At 62.8% G+C, this 16,817-nt stretch carries 16 protein-coding genes; 12 read left to right on the forward strand and 4 right to left on the reverse strand.

Annotated elements, in window-relative coordinates:
- The first annotated feature begins 124 nt into the window (after positions 1 to 124).
- Both F2Q65_RS18195 and F2Q65_RS18205 read left to right on the forward strand, forming a co-directional pair.
- Complete coding sequence (locus tag F2Q65_RS18195) at positions 125 to 628, forward strand: ferritin family protein (protein WP_150094827.1); 504 nt, start codon at positions 125 to 127, stop codon at positions 626 to 628.
- A 474-nt stretch (positions 629 to 1,102) separates the two neighbouring features.
- Positions 1,103 to 1,519 carry a type II toxin-antitoxin system VapC family toxin gene (locus F2Q65_RS18205; protein WP_150094829.1) on the forward strand — a complete coding sequence of 139 codons (417 nt, stop codon included), beginning with the start codon at positions 1,103 to 1,105 and terminating at the stop codon, positions 1,517 to 1,519.
- A gap of 343 nt (positions 1,520 to 1,862) precedes the next feature.
- Here the strand turns inward: F2Q65_RS18205 and katG are convergent, their stop codons facing one another.
- On the reverse strand, positions 1,863 to 4,085 hold the full coding sequence (katG, locus tag F2Q65_RS18215) for a catalase/peroxidase HPI (RefSeq protein ID WP_281291066.1): 2,223 nt from the start codon (positions 4,083 to 4,085) through the stop codon (positions 1,863 to 1,865).
- Positions 4,086 to 4,393: 308 nt separating this feature from the next.
- Between katG and F2Q65_RS18220 the strand changes: the two genes are divergently transcribed.
- From F2Q65_RS18220 to F2Q65_RS18245, 6 genes are all read left to right on the forward strand, one after another.
- Entirely contained in the window at positions 4,394 to 4,726 is a 333-nt protein-coding gene (locus tag F2Q65_RS18220; protein ID WP_150094831.1) for a sulfur globule protein CV3, read from the forward strand.
- A gap of 118 nt (positions 4,727 to 4,844) precedes the next feature.
- Positions 4,845 to 7,679: a UvrD-helicase domain-containing protein gene (locus tag F2Q65_RS18225; RefSeq protein ID WP_150094832.1), complete on the forward strand. Its 2,835-nt coding sequence runs from the start codon at positions 4,845 to 4,847 to the stop codon at positions 7,677 to 7,679.
- Positions 7,666 to 8,502, forward strand: coding sequence for an alpha/beta fold hydrolase (locus F2Q65_RS18230; protein WP_150094833.1), 837 nt, complete (start codon positions 7,666 to 7,668; stop codon positions 8,500 to 8,502). Before F2Q65_RS18225 ends, F2Q65_RS18230 begins: the two co-directional genes overlap by 14 nt.
- A gap of 115 nt (positions 8,503 to 8,617) precedes the next feature.
- A complete protein-coding gene (locus tag F2Q65_RS18235) occupies positions 8,618 to 9,001 on the forward strand; it encodes a hypothetical protein (protein WP_150094834.1) in 384 nt (127 codons plus the stop codon).
- Positions 9,002 to 9,041: 40 nt separating this feature from the next.
- Positions 9,042 to 9,818 (forward strand): ATP-binding cassette domain-containing protein, encoded by a 777-nt coding sequence (locus F2Q65_RS18240; protein ID WP_150094835.1) that lies wholly within the window; start codon positions 9,042 to 9,044, stop codon positions 9,816 to 9,818.
- A 143-nt stretch (positions 9,819 to 9,961) separates the two neighbouring features.
- The gene (locus F2Q65_RS18245) at positions 9,962 to 11,476 is read left to right on the forward strand and encodes a glycine betaine ABC transporter substrate-binding protein (protein WP_150094843.1); all 1,515 of its coding nucleotides are present in this window, start codon (positions 9,962 to 9,964) and stop codon (positions 11,474 to 11,476) included.
- Between the two features lie 190 nt (positions 11,477 to 11,666).
- On the opposite strand, the gene F2Q65_RS18250 is transcribed toward F2Q65_RS18245, so the two are convergent.
- Positions 11,667 to 12,449, reverse strand: coding sequence for a CHAP domain-containing protein (locus F2Q65_RS18250; protein ID WP_246156361.1), 783 nt, complete (start codon positions 12,447 to 12,449; stop codon positions 11,667 to 11,669).
- Positions 12,450 to 13,012: 563 nt separating this feature from the next.
- Here F2Q65_RS18250 and F2Q65_RS18255 point away from each other — a divergent pair.
- The 4 genes from F2Q65_RS18255 (at position 13,013) to F2Q65_RS18270 (ending at position 15,080) form a co-directional block, all read left to right on the forward strand.
- Positions 13,013 to 13,975 carry a permease gene (locus tag F2Q65_RS18255; RefSeq protein WP_150094837.1) on the forward strand — a complete coding sequence of 321 codons (963 nt, stop codon included), beginning with the start codon at positions 13,013 to 13,015 and terminating at the stop codon, positions 13,973 to 13,975.
- An 8-nt stretch (positions 13,976 to 13,983) separates the two neighbouring features.
- Positions 13,984 to 14,235, forward strand: a complete 252-nt coding sequence (locus F2Q65_RS18260) for a hypothetical protein (RefSeq protein WP_150094838.1) — start codon at positions 13,984 to 13,986, stop codon at positions 14,233 to 14,235.
- Complete coding sequence (locus F2Q65_RS18265) at positions 14,232 to 14,732, forward strand: disulfide bond formation protein B (protein WP_150094839.1); 501 nt, start codon at positions 14,232 to 14,234, stop codon at positions 14,730 to 14,732. The genes F2Q65_RS18260 and F2Q65_RS18265 overlap by 4 nt, the downstream gene beginning before the upstream one ends.
- Positions 14,733 to 14,843: 111 nt before the next feature.
- Complete coding sequence (locus tag F2Q65_RS18270; RefSeq protein WP_150094840.1) at positions 14,844 to 15,080, forward strand: thioredoxin family protein; 237 nt, start codon at positions 14,844 to 14,846, stop codon at positions 15,078 to 15,080.
- Positions 15,081 to 15,448: 368 nt separating this feature from the next.
- On the opposite strand, the gene F2Q65_RS18275 is transcribed toward F2Q65_RS18270, so the two are convergent.
- Together F2Q65_RS18275 and F2Q65_RS18280 are read right to left on the reverse strand one after the other, a co-directional pair.
- Positions 15,449 to 16,075 carry a class I SAM-dependent DNA methyltransferase gene (locus F2Q65_RS18275; protein WP_150094841.1) on the reverse strand — a complete coding sequence of 209 codons (627 nt, stop codon included), beginning with the start codon at positions 16,073 to 16,075 and terminating at the stop codon, positions 15,449 to 15,451.
- Positions 16,076 to 16,264: 189 nt separating this feature from the next.
- A complete protein-coding gene (locus F2Q65_RS18280; RefSeq protein ID WP_150094842.1) occupies positions 16,265 to 16,549 on the reverse strand; it encodes an HD-GYP domain-containing protein in 285 nt (94 codons plus the stop codon).
- Positions 16,550 to 16,817 lie beyond the last annotated feature (268 nt).

The following is a 16,817-nucleotide window of genomic DNA, read 5'->3' on the forward strand; positions in this document are numbered from 1 at the left end:
GACATGGTGCGCGGCCCGGACGTGGTCACCGCCGTCGCCGACGGCCACCGCGTCGCCGCCAGCATCCATGCCGCGCTCTGCGCGATTCCCGCGTGATCCTGTACCCTGAACACGGAGTCGACCCATGACCGAAGGCACCCACGGCATCGAGTTATTGCGCGAGAAGACCACGCTCAAAGAGGTTCTGGACGTCGCCACCAGCTTCGAGGAAAAGGCGCGCGACTTCTACACCGCGCTGATCCCCAAGGTCAGCAAGCGCATCCGTTACCTGGTCGAGGAACTGGCAGCAGAGGAGCAGTCCCACTACGACCTCTTCAGCGCCCTGGCCCAGCGCGGCGACATCGCCGACCAGGTCAGGCACGAGATCACCCGCACCGCCAGCGACAGCAAATTCTCCGACTGCCTGCACCTGCCCGACCTCGGCGAGCACCCCGACGACCAGGCCGTGCTGCAATACGCCATGGGCCGCGAGCACGCCGCCATGTCGCACTACACCGAACTCGCCGAAACCACCCCCGACGGCCCCATCAAGGACCTCTTCCAGTATCTCGCCAGCGAAGAGACCAAGCACAAGCTCGAGCTGGAAAAGCTCTACTACGAGACCGTCCACCGCGGCGGTGGGGTATAGCCCGGCCGATCACAGCCGGAGCGGCCGTCTTCGAAACGCCAGATACTACGGATTGCAGCGCCGCACCTACAACGTGAAGATGGACGTGTCAACCGGGGAGCAAGACCGAGAGTCTTCCTCTGAAAGGCCGAAGACCCATGCTACCTGGCGGGTGTCAAGCGAGGTTTTCTGCGAGGCTCACAAGGCACTATACTGACGTCATACAAGCTCGTCATACAAGAACTCAATGTGGCCACGCTGGGATGAGCATTTCGATTCGACTCGACCCTGAGACGGAGACCGTGCTCCGTCGACGACTCGCCACGGAAGGAATTCCATTGTCCGCCTTCGTGCGTGACGCCATACAGGAAAAATTGGCGCGTAGTGACGGTGAGACCTCGCCATATAGCCTTGGCGAGCCACTATTCGGGCGTTATGCCAGCGGTGAGTCAGATCGCAGTGCGCGTCGCAAGGAACTGCTTCGGGAACGGCTGCATGCCAAGCATCGTCGTTGACAGTGGCCCTTTGATCGCCCTGTTCGATGGCTCGGATCAGTACCATGCGCGCGCCGTCGGCTTCTTGCGCGGACTACGCCATCCCTTGGTGACCAACCTGCCCGTCATCACCGAGGTCGTCTACATGCTCGACTTCGCGCCCCAGGCTCAGCGGGATTTTCTCTTCTGGGCCGAAGGGGCTTTGACGATCGACACAGAGACGAGCAGCGACCTTTCAAGAATCCGGGCCTTGCTGGAGAAATACAGCGATCTCCCGGCCGATTTTGCTGACGTCTCGCTGGTAGCCCTGTGCGAGCGCCTTCGGATCACGACTGTGGCGAGCGTGGATTCCGATTTCACCATCTATCGCATGCAGGATCGAAGAGGCTTCCGTAACCTGTTTTTCGAGGATGGATAGTCGTCGAAACTGTTTAGCCTGTTGGCGGTTCGAGACGCCGCGGCCAGGCTGACGGACGTCGCGCGCGGTGCGCGCGCGCGCGTTTCCGGGTGCTGGGACAGCGCAAGGTTCTCGACGAGGGTGCCGATCTCTATGCAAAGGCCGCCCGCGATCGCGCGCTGGTCGAGCGCTATGGTCATGGCACACCGGACGGCTGGCTGGAGCGCCATGTCTATAGCCGTTACTCCTGGCATGGGGTCGGCCTGATGCTGATACCGGTCCCGCCAGCGCGGCATGGCGTCCGCCGTCTCGTTCAGAGTGCTCGGGCCAGGCCGAAGTCAAGCCTGGCCCGAGCAGCCTTGGCCTATCCCCTCTTCAGATCGAAACGGTCGGCCATCATCACCTTCGTCCATGCGGCAATGAAATCGCGGATCAACTCCTCTTCTCCATCCGCCGACGCATAGACCTCGGCGATGGCACGCAACTCGGCGTTCGATCCGAAGATCAGGTCCACCGCGGTCGCGGTCCATTTCAGCTCGCCCGTCGCACGGTCTCTTCCCTCGTAGAGCCCCTCGACGTCCGTCGACGGCGTCCATACCGTGTTCATATCGAGCAGGTTGACGAAGAAGTCATTGGTCAGCGGGCCCGGGCGTTCGGTGAGCACGCCATTCCTGGAGCCACGGCTGTTGGCACCCATGGTGCGGATCCCTCCGACCAGTGCCGTCATCTCCGGCACGCTCAGCCCCAGCAGGTCGGCACGGTCGACCAGCATCTCGGGCGGCGACAGGCGGTTGCCATCCGCGAAGTAGTTGCGGAAACCATCGGCGGTCGGCTCGAGGACGGCAAAGGACTCGACATCCGTCTGTTCCTGGGTGGCATCCGTGCGCCCGGGCGTGAAGGGCACCTCGACATCATAGCCGGCGCTCTTGGCCGCCAGCTCGATGCCTGCGGCACCGCCAAGGACGATGAGGTCGGCGAGCGACACCTGCTTGCCATCTGAGGCCTGGTTGTTGAAGGTCGTGCGGATCTCCTCCAGGGTCTGGAGCGCCTTCGCCAAACTGGCCGGATCATTGACCGGCCAGTCTTTCTGCGGCGCCAGGCGAATGCGTGCGCCGTTGGCACCGCCGCGCAGGTCGCTGGCGCGGAAGGTGGATGCCGAGGCCCACGCGGTGCGCACCAGCAGACCGGACGTCAGACCAGACGCCTGGAGGCGCTTCTTGAGATCGGCGATGTCGCTGTCGTCGATCAACTCGTGGTCGAGCGCGGGCACCGGATCTTGCCAGAGCAGCACGGCTTCGGGCACATCATCGCCGAGATAGCGTGCGCGAGGCCCCATGTCGCGATGCGTCAGCTTGAACCAGGCCTTTGCGAACGCGAGCTCGAATTCCTCCGGGTTGTCCAGGAATCGCTTGGAGATCTCGTGATAGGTTGGATCGAGCTTCAGCGCCAGATCAGTCGTGAACATGATCGGCGCATGGCTGACGCCATCCAGGTGAGCATCGGGAACCGTGCCTGCGGCCGCGCCGTCCTTCGGTATCCACTGAATGGCGCCGGCCGGGCTGCGAGTCTGCTCCCAGTCGTAGTTGAACAGATTGCTCAGATACATCATGGTCCACTGGGTCGGCGCCGCGGTCCACGCACCTTCCAGGCCGCTGCCGATGGTGTCTTCGGCGTTGCCCTTGCCGCAGCGGTTGGCCCAGCCCAATCCTTGCTCCTGGAGCGGCGCGGCGGCCGGCTCGGCGCCTACGCATTCGTCCGGCTTGCCCGCGCCGTGGGTCTTGCCGAAGGTGTGACCACCGGCGATCAGGGCGACCGTTTCCTCATCGTTCATGGCCATGCGACCGAAAGCCTCGCGGATCTGCTCGGCCGCCGCGAGCGGATCGGGATGACCGCCCGGGCCTTCCGGATTCACATAGATCAGGCCCATCTGAGTGGCGGCGAGAGGATTTTCCAGATTGCCATCGGCGTCGTAGCGCTCCCGGCCGAGCATGTCCGCCTCCGGTCCCCAGTAGACGAGGTCGGGCTCCCAGTCGTCCGCCCGGCCGCCGGCGAAGCCGAACGTCTTGAAGCCCATGTCCGCCATTGCAACAGTGCCGGCGAGGACCATCAGGTCGGCCCAGGAGATATTGCGGCCATATTTTTGCTTGATCGGCCAGAGCAGGCGCCGCGCCTTGTCGAGATTGACATTGTCGGGCCAGCTGTTGAGCGGATCGAAGCGCTGCTGGCCGCCGCGGGCGCCGCCGCGACCGTCTGACACCCGGTAGGTACCGGCGCTGTGCCAGGCCATGCGGATGAACAGTGGGCCATAATGGCCGAAATCCGCGGGCCACCAATCCTGGGAGGTCGTCATCAGCTCCTCGAGGTCCTGCTTGACCGCCTCGAGATCGAGTTGCGCGAATGCCTCCGCATAATTGAAATCGGCTCCATAAGGGTTGGACGCCGGACTGTGATCGCGCAGGGGCTGGAGATTGAGCTGCTCAGGCCACCAAAAATTGTTGGGCTTCGCCTGGCCCACCGCCAGCGCAGGGTCTGCGGCCGCGGCAGTGCTCAAAAGTGCCGCGAATACGGCCACCGGGATTGTCTTCATGGTTACGGGCATCGTCATCCTCCTCGTTTAACGGGTTCGGTCGGTGTGTATCCCACCACTCGTTTTGCGGTTCTTGTGTTCGCTGGTCGGTCTCGGGCATCCATCATAGCGCTAAACCCACCTGGAGTTTCGGATAGCCCAAGCTGAGGACCCAATGCGCCGTCAACGCCCGATTGCGGGGCTGACGTTCGTCCGCTGGGATTGATCTGAGTCAAACCGGTTGTGAAATCCTCTGCCTAGGCTAAGGCGGCACCGGGCCGACAGGGCCGGTGTGCGCAACTGATCATCTCAATGAACGGGGGTTCATCATGCTCATCAAGAAGCGCCTGCTCTTGGCGGCGGGTCTGGCTGCCAGCCTGTTTGCCGCCGGCTCCGCGAACGCCTTCTGGGGTCCGTTCAATCCTTGGAACTGGGGCGATGGCTGGGGACCCGGTTGGGGCAACGGTTGGGGTAACCCCTGGTACGGCCGAGGCTATGGCTATCCGGGTTACTGGGGTGGCTATCCCGGTTATTACGGTGGCTATCCTGGATACTACGGCGCCGCGCCTTATGGGCACGGCTATGGCTATCCCGGTAATGCCTATCCCGGCTATGCCTATCCGGCTCCCGCCACCTCGACGGGCAACGGCTCATCGAAATGAACCCGCGCTGGGGCGTCTTGCTCGTCCAAGGGATGGTTGGAATCGGCTGAGCCTGGGGGTACCTAAATCGGCGCCAATCCCAAGCGCCGCGAGCCCATCCAACTGCCGACCTAAGACGATGAAGATCCTCACCTATCGCGGCCTCGACACCGCGGCCATCCCCGGCTACGACAAGCTCGCGGGCTATCTCGCGGCCGACGACTTTCGCTCCGCCGACGTCAAGAAGGTCGGCGACAACCTGTACCGGGCGCGGCTCGACCGCAGCAACCGCCTGCTGTTCTCGCTGTACCGCCACCAGGATGAACGCTGCGCCCTGATGCTGGAGTACATCCCCCAGCATGCCTACGAGAAGTCGCGCTTCCTCGCCCGCGGCGCACAGATCGACGAAGATCGAATCCCAGCCGTGGAGCCAGCGGCGGCGGACGAGGCCCCGGAGCTGCCCTATCTCAACCCCAAGCTGCACCGCTTTCACCTGCTCGACAAGGTGCTATCCTTCGACGAGGACCAAGAGGCCGTCTACCAACAACCGGCACCGCTGGTCATCATCGGCTCCGCCGGCAGTGGCAAGACCGCACTGACCCTGGAGAAGATGAAGGATGCCAGCGGCGACATCCTCTATGTGACCCGCTCGCCCTTCCTGGTGCAGAACGCCCGCGATCTCTATTACGCCAACGGCTGGGAGAGCGAGGATCAGAACCTCGACTTCCTGTCCTTCCGTGAGTATCTGGAGAGCATCCAGGTGCCCAAGGGCAAGGAAATCACGCCGCGCGTCTTTCACGGCTGGGCGGCGCGCCAACGCCTCTCGAAGGAGCTCAAGGACAGCCATCGGGTGTTCGAGGAGTTTCAGGGCGCCATTACAGGCACCGACCCCGAGCGTCCCTATCTGAGCCGGGGTGACTATCTGGCGCTCGGCATCAAGCAGTCCATCTTCGCCACCGAGACCCGCGCCGAGGTCTACGACCTGTTCGAGAAGTATCTGCAATTCCTCGACGAGCAGGGCTGGTTCGATCCCAACATCGTCAGCCACGACTGGCTCTCGCGCATCCAGCCGCGCTACGACTTCGTCGTCGTCGACGAGGTGCAGGATCTCACCAACGTACAGCTGCTGCTGATCCTGCGCGCCCTGCGCGATCCGACCCAGTTCCTGCTCTGCGGCGACTCCAACCAGATCGTCCATCCCAACTTCTTCTCCTGGTCCAAGGTCAAGACCCTGTTCTGGCGCGAGCAGGGCGATGGCGCGCCGGCAGACCTGATCCGCATCCTCAACGCCAATTTCCGCAACTCGCCCCAGGTCACCGAGATCGCCAACCGGCTGCTGCACATCAAGCATGCCCGGTTCGGCTCGGTGGACCGCGAGAGCAACTATCTGGTGCGCAGTTGCGGCCCCACGCACGGGCGCGTCGGCCTGCTCAAGGACAGCGACCAGGTCAAGCGCGACCTGGACCGCCGCACCGCCAACTCGGCGCGATTCGCCATCCTGGTGCTGCACCCGGAGCAGAAGTCGGAGGTGCGCAAGCACTTCCGCACGCCGCTGGTGTTTTCGATTCACGAGGCCAAGGGCCTGGAATACGAGAACGTGCTGCTCTACGGCTTCGTCTCCGGCGAGGAGAAGCGCTTCCGCGATATCGCCGCTGACCTCGGCGAGGCCGACCTGCAGGGCGAGCTGCGCTACGCCCGCGGCCGCGACAAGGGCGACAAGTCGCTGGAGATCTACAAGTTCTACATCAATGCCCTCTACGTCGCTGTGACCCGGGCGGTAAAGAACCTCTATCTCATCGAGTCCAGGCCCAAGCAACACCTACTCGAGCTGCTCGGCCTGATCGAGGTCCACGAGGGCGTCGAGCATGTGGAGGAGCAGAGCTCCAGCCTCGAGGAGTGGCGCCATGAGGCGCGCAAGCTGGAGCTGCAAGGCAAGGAGGAGCAGGCCGCCGAGATCCGAGAGCAGATCCTCAAACAGCGCGGCGTGCCCTGGACCGTGCTGCGCGGCGAGGCACTTGCGCAGCTGGAGGACAAGGCGATCGTGCGCGGCGAGAAGAAGGCCTGCATCGCCCTGATGGAATACGCCCTGGTCTACCGCGACCAGCGGTTGCTGAACGGCCTGATCCAGAACGGCTTCAAGGCCGCCAAGCAGCCGGACAAGGCCCTGCCGGTGCTGGAAAAAAAGCACTATCTGCCCTACGACCTCAAGCATCCGGGCGGCGTGCTGCGCCAAGTGGACCAATACGGCGTCGACTTCCGCAACGTCTTCGGCCAGACCCCATTGATGATCGCCAGCCACATGGGCAATGCCGAGCTGGTGGAGGCCCTGCTCGACCGCGAGGCAGACACCGCACTCGTGGACGGCAATGGCCTCAATGCCTTCCAGATCGCCCTGGAGCGGGCCTGCGCCGACGAGCGCTTCGCGCGGCAAAAGCTGCCCGCGGTGTTCGAGCGACTCGCCCCGCCCAGCCTCGACATCCAGGTCGACGGCCGCCTGGTCAAGCTCGACCAGCGGAGCATGGAGTACCTGATGCTCTGTGTGGCGATGGTCCTGTTCTATCAGCGCCTGGGCGAGAACTGGGGCGTACACGGCAAGCTGCTGCGGGCGATCGACTTTGAAGACGTCCTAGCGCACTTTCCAGAATCCATCGTCCCGGCGAGACGCAAAAAGCGCAGCTACCTCTCATCGATCCTGTCGAAGAACGAGGTGGACCGCGACGCCCCCTATAATCGCAAGCTGTTCAAGCGCATGCAGCATGGCCAATATGTCATCAACCCGCTGCTCGCGCTGCGCGTGGAGGGCGAGTGGCGCAAGATCTACCAGGTGCTGTCACCACAGCGACTTGCCAGCCGGCACCGCGACCCCTTGCGCTGGGGCGATCATGTCTACGACCCCAACGAGTGGTCCGAGCGGGCGCTCGAGCAGTTGCGCAGGCAATTACAGACACTGAGTGACCCCGATGCCAAGCCTTGATCGACCCGAGGGCGGACGTCCGACAAACAAGCTCTATTATGAGGTCCATGGGCCAGCGCCCGCGCAGAGCCCGCGGCCACCGTTGCTGCTCGTGGCTGGCCTGGCCAGTGACTCCCAATCCTGGGGCACGGTGCTCGCGCCGCTCGCCGCCGAGCGTTGCGTGGTCGTCTTCGACAATCGCGGCTGCGGCCGTTCCGCGCCTCAGGATGCGCCCATCAGCATTCAGGCCATGGCGGAGGACTGCATCGCCTTAGCCGACCACCTCGGCATCGCCCGATTCGACCTGATCGGCCATTCCATGGGCGGCATGATCGCGCTCGACTGCGCCCTGCGCCATCCAGAGCGCATCGAGCGCCTGATCCTCGCCAATAGCGCCGCCCGTGCGAGCGCCCGCAACGACCGGCTGTTCGACGACTGGGCAGAGGCCTTGACCGCCGGGATCGACCCGGCGCGCTGGTTCCGCAACTTTTTCTACTGGATCTTTACGCCGGGGTTCTTCGAGAACAGGGCCGCGCTCGACGAGGCGCTGCGACTGACCCTGGCCTATCCCTATCCGCAATCGGCCGCCGGCTTTCGCGGCCAGGTCGCGGCCATGCGCGGCTTCGACCGTCGTGCCGATCTGCGCCGACTGAGCAGCAAGACCCTGGTGCTCTGCAGCGAGTGGGACATGATCTTTCCGGCCGCCAGCGCCACCGCGGAGCTTGCCGCCATCCCGGGCGTCTCGACCATGGTCGTTCCGGGCCAGGCCCATGCACTGCATGTGGAGGCCCCACACCTGTTCCTGCCGCCGGCCATGGACTTCCTGGCCTGGCCCCGCACCTGATCGTGGTGACTCTGCTGCTGGGTCTCTTTCTGTCGGCGTATCTGGATCAGGTACGCGGCTACAAGTGATTGGTGTTTGCAGTGACCAGCCCTTACCGTCTGTCCCATGGGGCCAGTTGGCATCGATTTTGGTATTTGGCGAGCTGACGCCGCAGGAGCTGCTCAACATGAAATTGGATGACCCCTTTGGTCGTATGCAGCGGCGGCGGGAGGAGGAGTACCGCCAGCTCGAGCAGAAGCTGTTACAGGCCGGTGTCCGCCAGCCGTCGCTGGTCGATGCGCTGATCGCCAAGGTGCGGGTCCGGGTGCTGATCTTCAGTGTCCTGGTCGTGCTGATCGCAGTGTTGCTGTCGGCCTGGTTTCCCGGCTGGCGGCTGGTATTCGCAGCCCTGACGGCGACGCTGCTGGTATTTGCGCTGAATGCCATGATTCAGGGGGGACGACATTTGCGCCGTTACCGGGAACAACTCTCGGATCAGGGCGCACGCGCCCCGGACTGACGCGACCGGCAATCCTGAGAAGACCGGAGAGGTCCCGGGCATGTTCGAACTGCGACGGCTGACCAAGCGCTATGGAAACCGCGTGGTACTGGCCAATCTGGATCTGGAATTCCATGCCGGTCGTGCCACAGCACTGATCGGTCCCTCTGGCTGCGGCAAATCCACCCTGTTGAGACTGCTGATCGGGCTCATCCAGCCCGATACGGGCGAGGTCTTGTTCGATGGCGAACCCCTGGCGCCCGAACGGCTGGCGCCACTGCGGCAGCGCATGGGCTATGTGATTCAGCAGGGCGGGTTGTTTCCGCATCTGACCGCCCGGGACAACCTGGGTCTCATGCCGCAGCACCTGGGTTGGTCTAGCAAGCGCATTCAGGCGCGAATTGCTGAGTTGGCCGAGTTGACGCATTTCCCACTGGACGGCCTCGAGCGCTATCCCCAGGAACTCTCCGGTGGCCAGAACCAGCGCGTCGCCCTGATGCGGGCCTTGATGCTGGATCCGGAGGTGCTGCTGCTCGATGAACCCCTGGGCGCGCTCGATCCCATGGTTCGGTTCGACCTGCAGACCGAACTTCGGGAGATCTTCCAGCGCCTGCAAAAGACCGTGGTGCTGGTGACCCATGACCTGGGAGAGGCCAGTTATCTGGCGGACGAGATCCTGCTGATGCGTGCGGGTCAAATCCTGCAGCGGGGGCGTTTGGAGGCCATGCTGCAGGCACCGGCGGATGCCTTTGTTGCGCGGTTCATTCGGGCGCAGCGCAGCCATTCCCTGGAGAGCAACAACGCGGATCCCGCGTTGGCGCAGGGAGATCAGGCATGACACCGCAGCCGGGTGCCGTCTTGCGCCGTGGGTCGTCAGGGCATCGTCAATCGTTGTTTGGTCTGTTGCCGTCTGCTCTGCCGTTGTCTGGTGGGTCGGTGTCTGGATTGTGGTTGCTGGCGGGTTTCTCGCTCCTGCTGGTCATGCTGGCAGGTTGCTCGGGGCAGGGAGATGCCCATTCGGAAATCCGCATCGGCAGTAAGAAATTCACCGAGGGCGTGATTCTCGGGGAGGTCTTGACCGGGCTTGCGACGGCTCAGGGGTTGGAAGCCACGCATAAGGCGGCCTTGGGTGGCAGCAGAATCCTGTACAACGCCTTGCGCCGGGGAGAGATCGACGCCTATGTCGAGTACAGCGGCACGCTGATGCATGAAATCTTCGCCGGCGAATCCGAGGCAGCATTTGAGGAAGAGGGCGTTCAAGGCGCTCGAGAGTCAGGGTCGCCGATGCTGCCCCCCATTCTGATCCAGCGTCTGGCTGCCGATGGCATCCGCATTGCCGGCGTGCTGGGGTTCGAGAACAACTATGCGCTTGGGATGCCCCGCGAGCGGGCCCATGCATTGGGGATCGCGCGCATCTCGGACCTGTTGGACCACCCAAGGCTGCGCTTGCGCTTTGGCAGCGAATTCCTGGAACGTGCCGATGGCTGGCCGGGGCTGGCCGCGGCCTATCGGCTGCCGCAAACCGATGTGCTGGGGATGGAGCATGAACTGGCCTATCGGGCACTGGCGACGGGGGCCGCTGACCTGACCGACGTCTACACCACGGATGCCGAGATCGCCCATTACGATCTGGTCCCGCTGCAGGACGACCAGGGGTATTTCCGGCGCTATCAGGCGCTGGTGCTGTTTCGACTGGATCTTCCGGAGCGGGTGCCGGGGAGTCTGGACGCCTTCGATCCCCTGATCGGACATCTGGATGCGCCGCGAATGATTCAGATGAATGCCGATGTGAAACTCGGCGGGCAGACCGAGGCCGAGGTCGCGGCCGGTTTTTTGCGTGATCGGCTGGATCTGGACATTGCTGTCCGTGCCGAGACCCTCTGGGATCGCCTGCTTCGGACCACGCTCGAACATCTGGTGCTGGTCGGCGTGTCCCTGTCCGGGGCGATCCTGGTGGCCGTGCCGCTCGGCATGCTGGCTGCCTATCGGCAACGGTTGGGGCAGGGCGTTCTGGCCATGGTCGGCATCGCCCAGACGATCCCGGCGCTGGCTTTACTGGTGTTCATGATCCCCTTTTTCGGCATTGGCGCGGCGCCGGCGATCGCGGCGCTCTTCCTGTATAGCTTGCTGCCCATTGTCCGCAATACCCATGCGGGCATCACGGGCCTTTCGCCGCCGCTGGTCGAATCGGCCCTGGCACTGGGATTGCCCACGCGCACCCGGCTGTGGCGGATCGAACTGCCCTTGGCGCTGCCCATGATCTTGGCCGGCATCAAGACGGCCGCCGTGATCAATGTCGGCGGTGCGACCCTAGGCGCCCTGATCGGCGCCGGGGGTTATGGGCAGCCTATCCTGACGGGGATTCGGCTGGATGATCTGGGCCTGATCCTGGAAGGCGCCATCCCGGCGGCCGTGCTGGCCTTGCTGACGCAGTGGGGATTCGAGCGGATCGAGGCACGCCTGCTGCCACGGGGACTCCAATCCCGAGACGGGTAGGAAAGCCAAACCGAACTGAGCGCCCAGGTTTGCCAAGTGTGCTGGGGCCGTAGGTTAGGGGGGCGCCGCGACTGCGAGGCTGGCTACGGGCGGTTAGAGTCAGAGGCCAAGGATAGAAGGCCTGGGATCTGGGTCCAGACCCGGGTTGCACCAGGCACCCCGGGAATATCACCACGCCCGGCCCTGACTGTCAGTGCATCGGGTAGACCCAGCCGGCGATGCGCCCGCCTGTTGCGTTGCTGCGCGCGCCCTCGGGGACATCGACCAGCGTATAGCGGCCGTTGACTTCGAAGAGCTGTATCTGCCGGGCGAAGGCCTCCGGGTCCTGCCAGCGCGCGTTGTCGTAGTTCTCTTCTGCCAGGGCGACCAGCCCCTGCTCGCGATCCACATTGACGATGACCGCCACATGGCCGAAACGCCATTGTGGGTCATCACGGTCGGCGACATAGACGAGCAGATCGCCTCGCTGGGGTGCTCGCTCGGCGCTGCCGTTGACCGAGCGTCCGAGAGCTATGCGCTTGCCCGTGCGCACATCCGTGGCGTCTGTCAGGTACAGGATGTGATGGGCGTCATCGACGTCACCGAAGGTGAGCGACAGGTTCTTCATCCACCAATGCCGGGCATAGCCGACGCATTGGTAGGTGATGCCGACGTAGTGGAGCCTTCCATCGGCTGTCGCCTTGTCTTTAAGCGCGAGCTCCCCGGTGTCGAGGTCGAGAAAGCTCAGGTCGGGTCGGACGCACCGGGAGGTGCAATTCGAGCGTGCTTCGGCACCGTCAGCGGTGCCGAGCACCTGCCCGAAGGGCGTCTCGCAAGGTCCTGCGCATGCTCGCCGGCTATCGGCGAACAGGCCGGCCGCCTCGAGCGGGCCAAACGCACGCGGTGGTGTCGGCAGGCAGTCGCCATCCGTGCGCAGCGCTTCCTGCAGGTCATCGCCGGTCCGCCCCTCGACCGTGCCGGCCAGGAGCGCCAAGACCAGCGCTCCGTATCCGAATGCACGACTTGATGTCCTCATAGGCATGCTCCTCCGACCAACTTGTTTGACGCTGAGTCATAAGCCCGATGTGACAGAACTGTGGTAACTGCCACAGTCATCCTGGCGCCCCGTCCGGCCCCCGGTCGTCTGTCAGGAAACCCTGTCGCAGAGCCCCTCGCGATTCCTTGACACTGGCAAATGGCCCCTGCGGCAGCCCGAAATGATACGAACCTGGCCCGCCCTCGAGCCGGAGATCGGCCAGCGTGTGTTCGAGGACTGGATTCTACCGCAGACTGATCTCGTCATCGGCACGAGGGCCCAAGTCTGGGCGACTCTGGCCATCAATTTGCAGTTTCCAGCGCATCAGTGCGAAGCTCTGGTACGCCCCTCCACCCGCATGGCGGCCAACGGATGGGGCCCCGAGCCTTAGCCGCAGTCGGTGACCTATCGAATGCATGCGGCTTTCCATATATATGTATTCTCGGATTTGCTATGCTGGTAGGTGGTTGGCTGACTCCGAGCGAGCTGCCGGCCATGGCAACCTGGGCTGGAGCTTCCGCATGTCCGATCCTTTCGCCTGGCTTGGCGATGTCATCGCCTATTCACTGTTTGGCCTGAGCCCAGACAGCGCCACTGGCTCGGCACTGCAGTTCTTCGTCATGGATGTGGCCAAGATCTTTGCGCTCTTGGTCATCGTCATCTATCTGATGGGTCTGCTGCGCGCGATGGTCTCACCGGAGCGGGTGCGCGAGTTCGTCCGCGGCCGACCGGACTGGCAGGCGCGCGGTATGGCCGTCGGCCTGGGTGCGGTGACGCCCTTTTGCTCCTGCTCCTCGGTGCCGCTCTTCATCGGTTTCGTCGAGGCCGGCATCCCGCTCGGGGTGACCTTCTCGTTCCTGATCGCCTCACCAATGATCAACGAGGTCGCGGCGGTACTGCTGATCGGCATCCTCGGCTGGAAGCTGGCGCTGCTCTATATCGCCGCCGGGCTGGTCGTCGCCTGGTTTGGTGGCATCATCATGCAGCGCTTCAAGCCCGAGCGCTGGGTCGAGGATTATGTCTGGAAGATCCAGATGGGCCAGGCGGCCGCTCAGCGCCCGGATACCAGCCTCCGCGGTCGGCATCGTTTCGCGGTGGCCGAGGTCAAGGAGATCCTGCGCCGGATCTGGAAGTGGGTCTTCATCGGCATCGGCACTGGCGCGCTGTTCCACGGCTTCGTGCCGACCCAATGGGTGGTCGACAACCTTGGCGATGGCCAATGGTTGGCGGTGCCCGGCGCGGTGCTGGTCGGCATCCCGTTGTATTCCAATGCGACCGGCGTCATACCCGTCGCTGAGGCCATGCTCGGCAAGGGCGTTGCGGTCGGCACCGTGCTGGCGTTGATGATGAGTATTGCCGCACTCTCAGTGCCAGAGATGCTGATCCTGCGCAAGGTCATCCGCTGGCAGGCATTGGCGCTGTTCGCAGGGGTGCTCGGCGTGTCTTTCGTACTGGTCGGCTGGACCTTCAATCTGATCGCCTGAGGTCAGTGATGACCATCGAACTGATCGCTACGATCCGCAGTCCGAGCTTCAATCTCAAGCGCACTGCGCGGATCCCCACCGATACCTACGTCTGTGGCCTCGGATCAATCTCCGCTTCAGCCGAAGGCTGGATACTGGCTAATGCCCTTCAAGCCGCCAGCCAAGCGCAGCGATTGGCCCTGCGTTTGCGCTTCGGGCCTGGCATCACCGGATCCAGGGCCAATCGCCGATCTGAGCCGAGGAGTCTTCCCCTGTCATGACCATCAATGCGCCGCGCAGCCTATGGATGCTGATCGCCACCGCGAGCGCAGGGCTCGCGCTGGCAAGTATCGTGCTCACCGAGTGGCTAGCGCTACAACCCTGCCATCTCTGCATATTTCAACGCTTGCTCTACATGCTCATGGCGCCATTGGCGCTGATGGCCGCGCTGACTCATGGTCTCGCGCGGCGCATAAGCGGGACCCTCACCGCCTTGGCAGCAGCCGGAGGCGTGGTGACGGCAACCTATCAGACCTGGCTGCAAGCGCAGCCCGCGGGCAGCGTCTCCTGTACCGGCGCCGACATGGGCCCAATCGAAAGGCTCGTGGAGTGGCTTGGCATGCAACTGCCGACGCTGTTCATGGCCACCGGTTTCTGCGAGGACAAAGGCTTGATCATCTTCAACTTCTCGTTGGCGCAATGGGCCCTGCTGTGTTTCCTGCTCGCGCTGCTTCTGAGTCTGTGGCTGCTCGTGCGGTCGCGCAGAGAACCGCGTTGATGATCGAGCAAGTCGCTCGTACAGTGCTTGCCTCTAAATACAACTCCAGCGCCCCCGGCCGATGAACGGCCATGGGAGCGATCGTGAACCTGCTGACGAGGTCAATCCACCATGAAACGCATCAAAGTCCTGGGCTCCGGTTGCCGAAACTGCGAGATTACTGCCAAGGTCATCAGTCAGGCTGCGGCCGAGGCGGGTATCGAGATCGAGCTTGAAAAGGTCACGGATATCGCTGAGATCATGGGTTACGGCGTGATGTCTACGCCTGGTGTCGTTGTCGACGGCGTCGTTGTCCACTCGGGCGGCGTACCAGGCCCCGAACTGGCGCGCGCATGGGTCCAGGGGTGAACCGGCGGCGCCAGTTGATGATGTTATGGGATAGCAGAATCGCCCAAACGGCAAGGCATCGCTCCTGGGGAGACGCTGATTTGTTGGCCATCCTGGCCAAAATCAGCAAGCGATTCGAAAACGCGGTTTCCGAATCGCTTCATTTTCAGCGGCTTGTGCCGCTAAAAATCGCGGGGCCTCCTGCCCCGCACGGGAAACGCTGAATAAATCAGCGTTTCCCTGGGGATGCCAGGAAGGGCTATGCTGCGACGGACCGCGCCATTTTTTTGTGCAATTTTAAACGATTCGTGTATTGTCTATTTGATGTTCAAGTTCTTGGTGCGGAGAACCACAACCAAAAGCCTGAAAAAAGCTCTGTTCAACAATCGCTACAGGACGCCGAGGCAGGCAATCTTGGAGGTCAAATCCTCGCCACGGATATAGTCGGCGTCTTCCACGGTCAGCACCTTGGCGATGCCTTTGTCTTCCAGGGATTGCAGGGCGTTGGGGTAATCCAGAGCCGTGTAAACGCCCTCATGGATGGTCAGGCAGAAGACGCCCGTCGGCTTGATCACGCGTAGGACCTCGGCCAAGGCATCGGGGCCGACATGGCCATGGGTAAAGGTTCCAACGCTCAGCGCGGCGTCATAGCTGTTATCGGGCAGGTCCATCCCGGCGATAATGTCGGCCTCGAACAGGTCCTGATAGACCTCCTTCAGGCGCGCCTGCTCGAGCATCTCTTGCGACAGGTCGGCACCGTCCAGATTGGTGAATCCGGCATCTTTTAGGGCAAGGCCAGACAGACCCGTTCCGCAGCCCACGTCGAGCACCCTTGCTGAAAAGTTGGTCACATATCTGGCAAAGATGGAAGCAGCCATTTGCGGGGCCACATACTGCAAATCATCGCCAAGTAAGTCTTGATCGTATTGTTGAGCCCAGTCGCGATAAAGGCCGCGTACGTCATCGGATGTTTTGACCGAATAGGCACGGTTGAGCATTTCGCTTTTTGGGGTCACAAGCTTCTCCTGCGGTTTCTGGTATCAGAGCGTTCCGAGCAGTACGACTATAGCATAAATGGGCGGCTACTGGGGAGCGGTGCGCGTGCGGGCGCGATCGGTGGCGGTGGCGATGGGCGCCAATGCCATGAACTAGCGAGCTACTGGATCAGCTTCGGCAGCGAGTAAGGTATCCGGCTCGCTTCCCGCCTAACCTTTGAAGCGTCCTGCGACCGCTTTGAAGTCACCAGAACAGTGGGTGAATGCCTGTAGGACGACTGGATCAAAATGGCTGCCGGCAGCCTCGATGATCGATCGGTATACCTGATCAAAGTCATATTCATCCTTGTAGACGCGGGCGCAGACCAGGGCATCAAAAACATCAGCTACTGCCATCAAGCGTGCAGAGATCGGGATATATGTCGCAACAAAGGTGGCAGCAAAGAGCAGCAAGCCGATGTTAGCGCCGATGGCCTGAAGGTTCTCCATCTCCATCACATGTCTCCTCCTCAACTGTCAGCATCCGATGTTGTTTTGGAATCTTTTTGTAAGTTAAATTTGCAGTTCAGTATTTCCCGCGGGCTTGAGCATTATTCCGGCCACCTGCCGAGGTAGAACCGGTAGGGTAATGGAATGGTCCGCCCCGCTCCTCCAACGCGCCCAGAGCGGGCACAATGAGCGATGATCTTGAAGCATCGTCAACCGAGGTAGCGGAGCAGACCAATGACAGAGCGTAGCAAAGAACAGCCGATCACGTTCGTTG

Origin of the sequence: Thiohalocapsa marina (genome assembly GCF_008632335.1) — a bacterium.
Classification (GTDB): Bacteria; Pseudomonadota; Gammaproteobacteria; order Chromatiales; family Chromatiaceae; genus Thiohalocapsa; species Thiohalocapsa marina.

Coding starts and splice junctions, on each gene's coding strand:
- F2Q65_RS18265 (WP_150094839.1), top strand. CDS start 14,232: ATGACCATCAATGCGCCGCGCAGCCTATGGATGCTGATCGCCACCGCG.
- F2Q65_RS18220 (WP_150094831.1), top strand. CDS start 4,394: ATGCTCATCAAGAAGCGCCTGCTCTTGGCGGCGGGTCTGGCTGCCAGC.
- F2Q65_RS18260 (WP_150094838.1), top strand. CDS start 13,984: ATGACCATCGAACTGATCGCTACGATCCGCAGTCCGAGCTTCAATCTC.
- F2Q65_RS18280 (WP_150094842.1), bottom strand. CDS start 16,549: ATGGAGATGGAGAACCTTCAGGCCATCGGCGCTAACATCGGCTTGCTG.
- katG (WP_281291066.1), bottom strand. CDS start 4,085: ATGAAGACAATCCCGGTGGCCGTATTCGCGGCACTTTTGAGCACTGCC.
- F2Q65_RS18230 (WP_150094833.1), top strand. CDS start 7,666: ATGCCAAGCCTTGATCGACCCGAGGGCGGACGTCCGACAAACAAGCTC.
- F2Q65_RS18270 (WP_150094840.1), top strand. CDS start 14,844: ATGAAACGCATCAAAGTCCTGGGCTCCGGTTGCCGAAACTGCGAGATT.
- F2Q65_RS18245 (WP_150094843.1), top strand. CDS start 9,962: ATGCTGGCAGGTTGCTCGGGGCAGGGAGATGCCCATTCGGAAATCCGC.
- F2Q65_RS18205 (WP_150094829.1), top strand. CDS start 1,103: ATGCCAAGCATCGTCGTTGACAGTGGCCCTTTGATCGCCCTGTTCGAT.
- F2Q65_RS18255 (WP_150094837.1), top strand. CDS start 13,013: ATGTCCGATCCTTTCGCCTGGCTTGGCGATGTCATCGCCTATTCACTG.
- F2Q65_RS18195 (WP_150094827.1), top strand. CDS start 125: ATGACCGAAGGCACCCACGGCATCGAGTTATTGCGCGAGAAGACCACG.
- F2Q65_RS18240 (WP_150094835.1), top strand. CDS start 9,042: ATGTTCGAACTGCGACGGCTGACCAAGCGCTATGGAAACCGCGTGGTA.
- F2Q65_RS18225 (WP_150094832.1), top strand. CDS start 4,845: ATGAAGATCCTCACCTATCGCGGCCTCGACACCGCGGCCATCCCCGGC.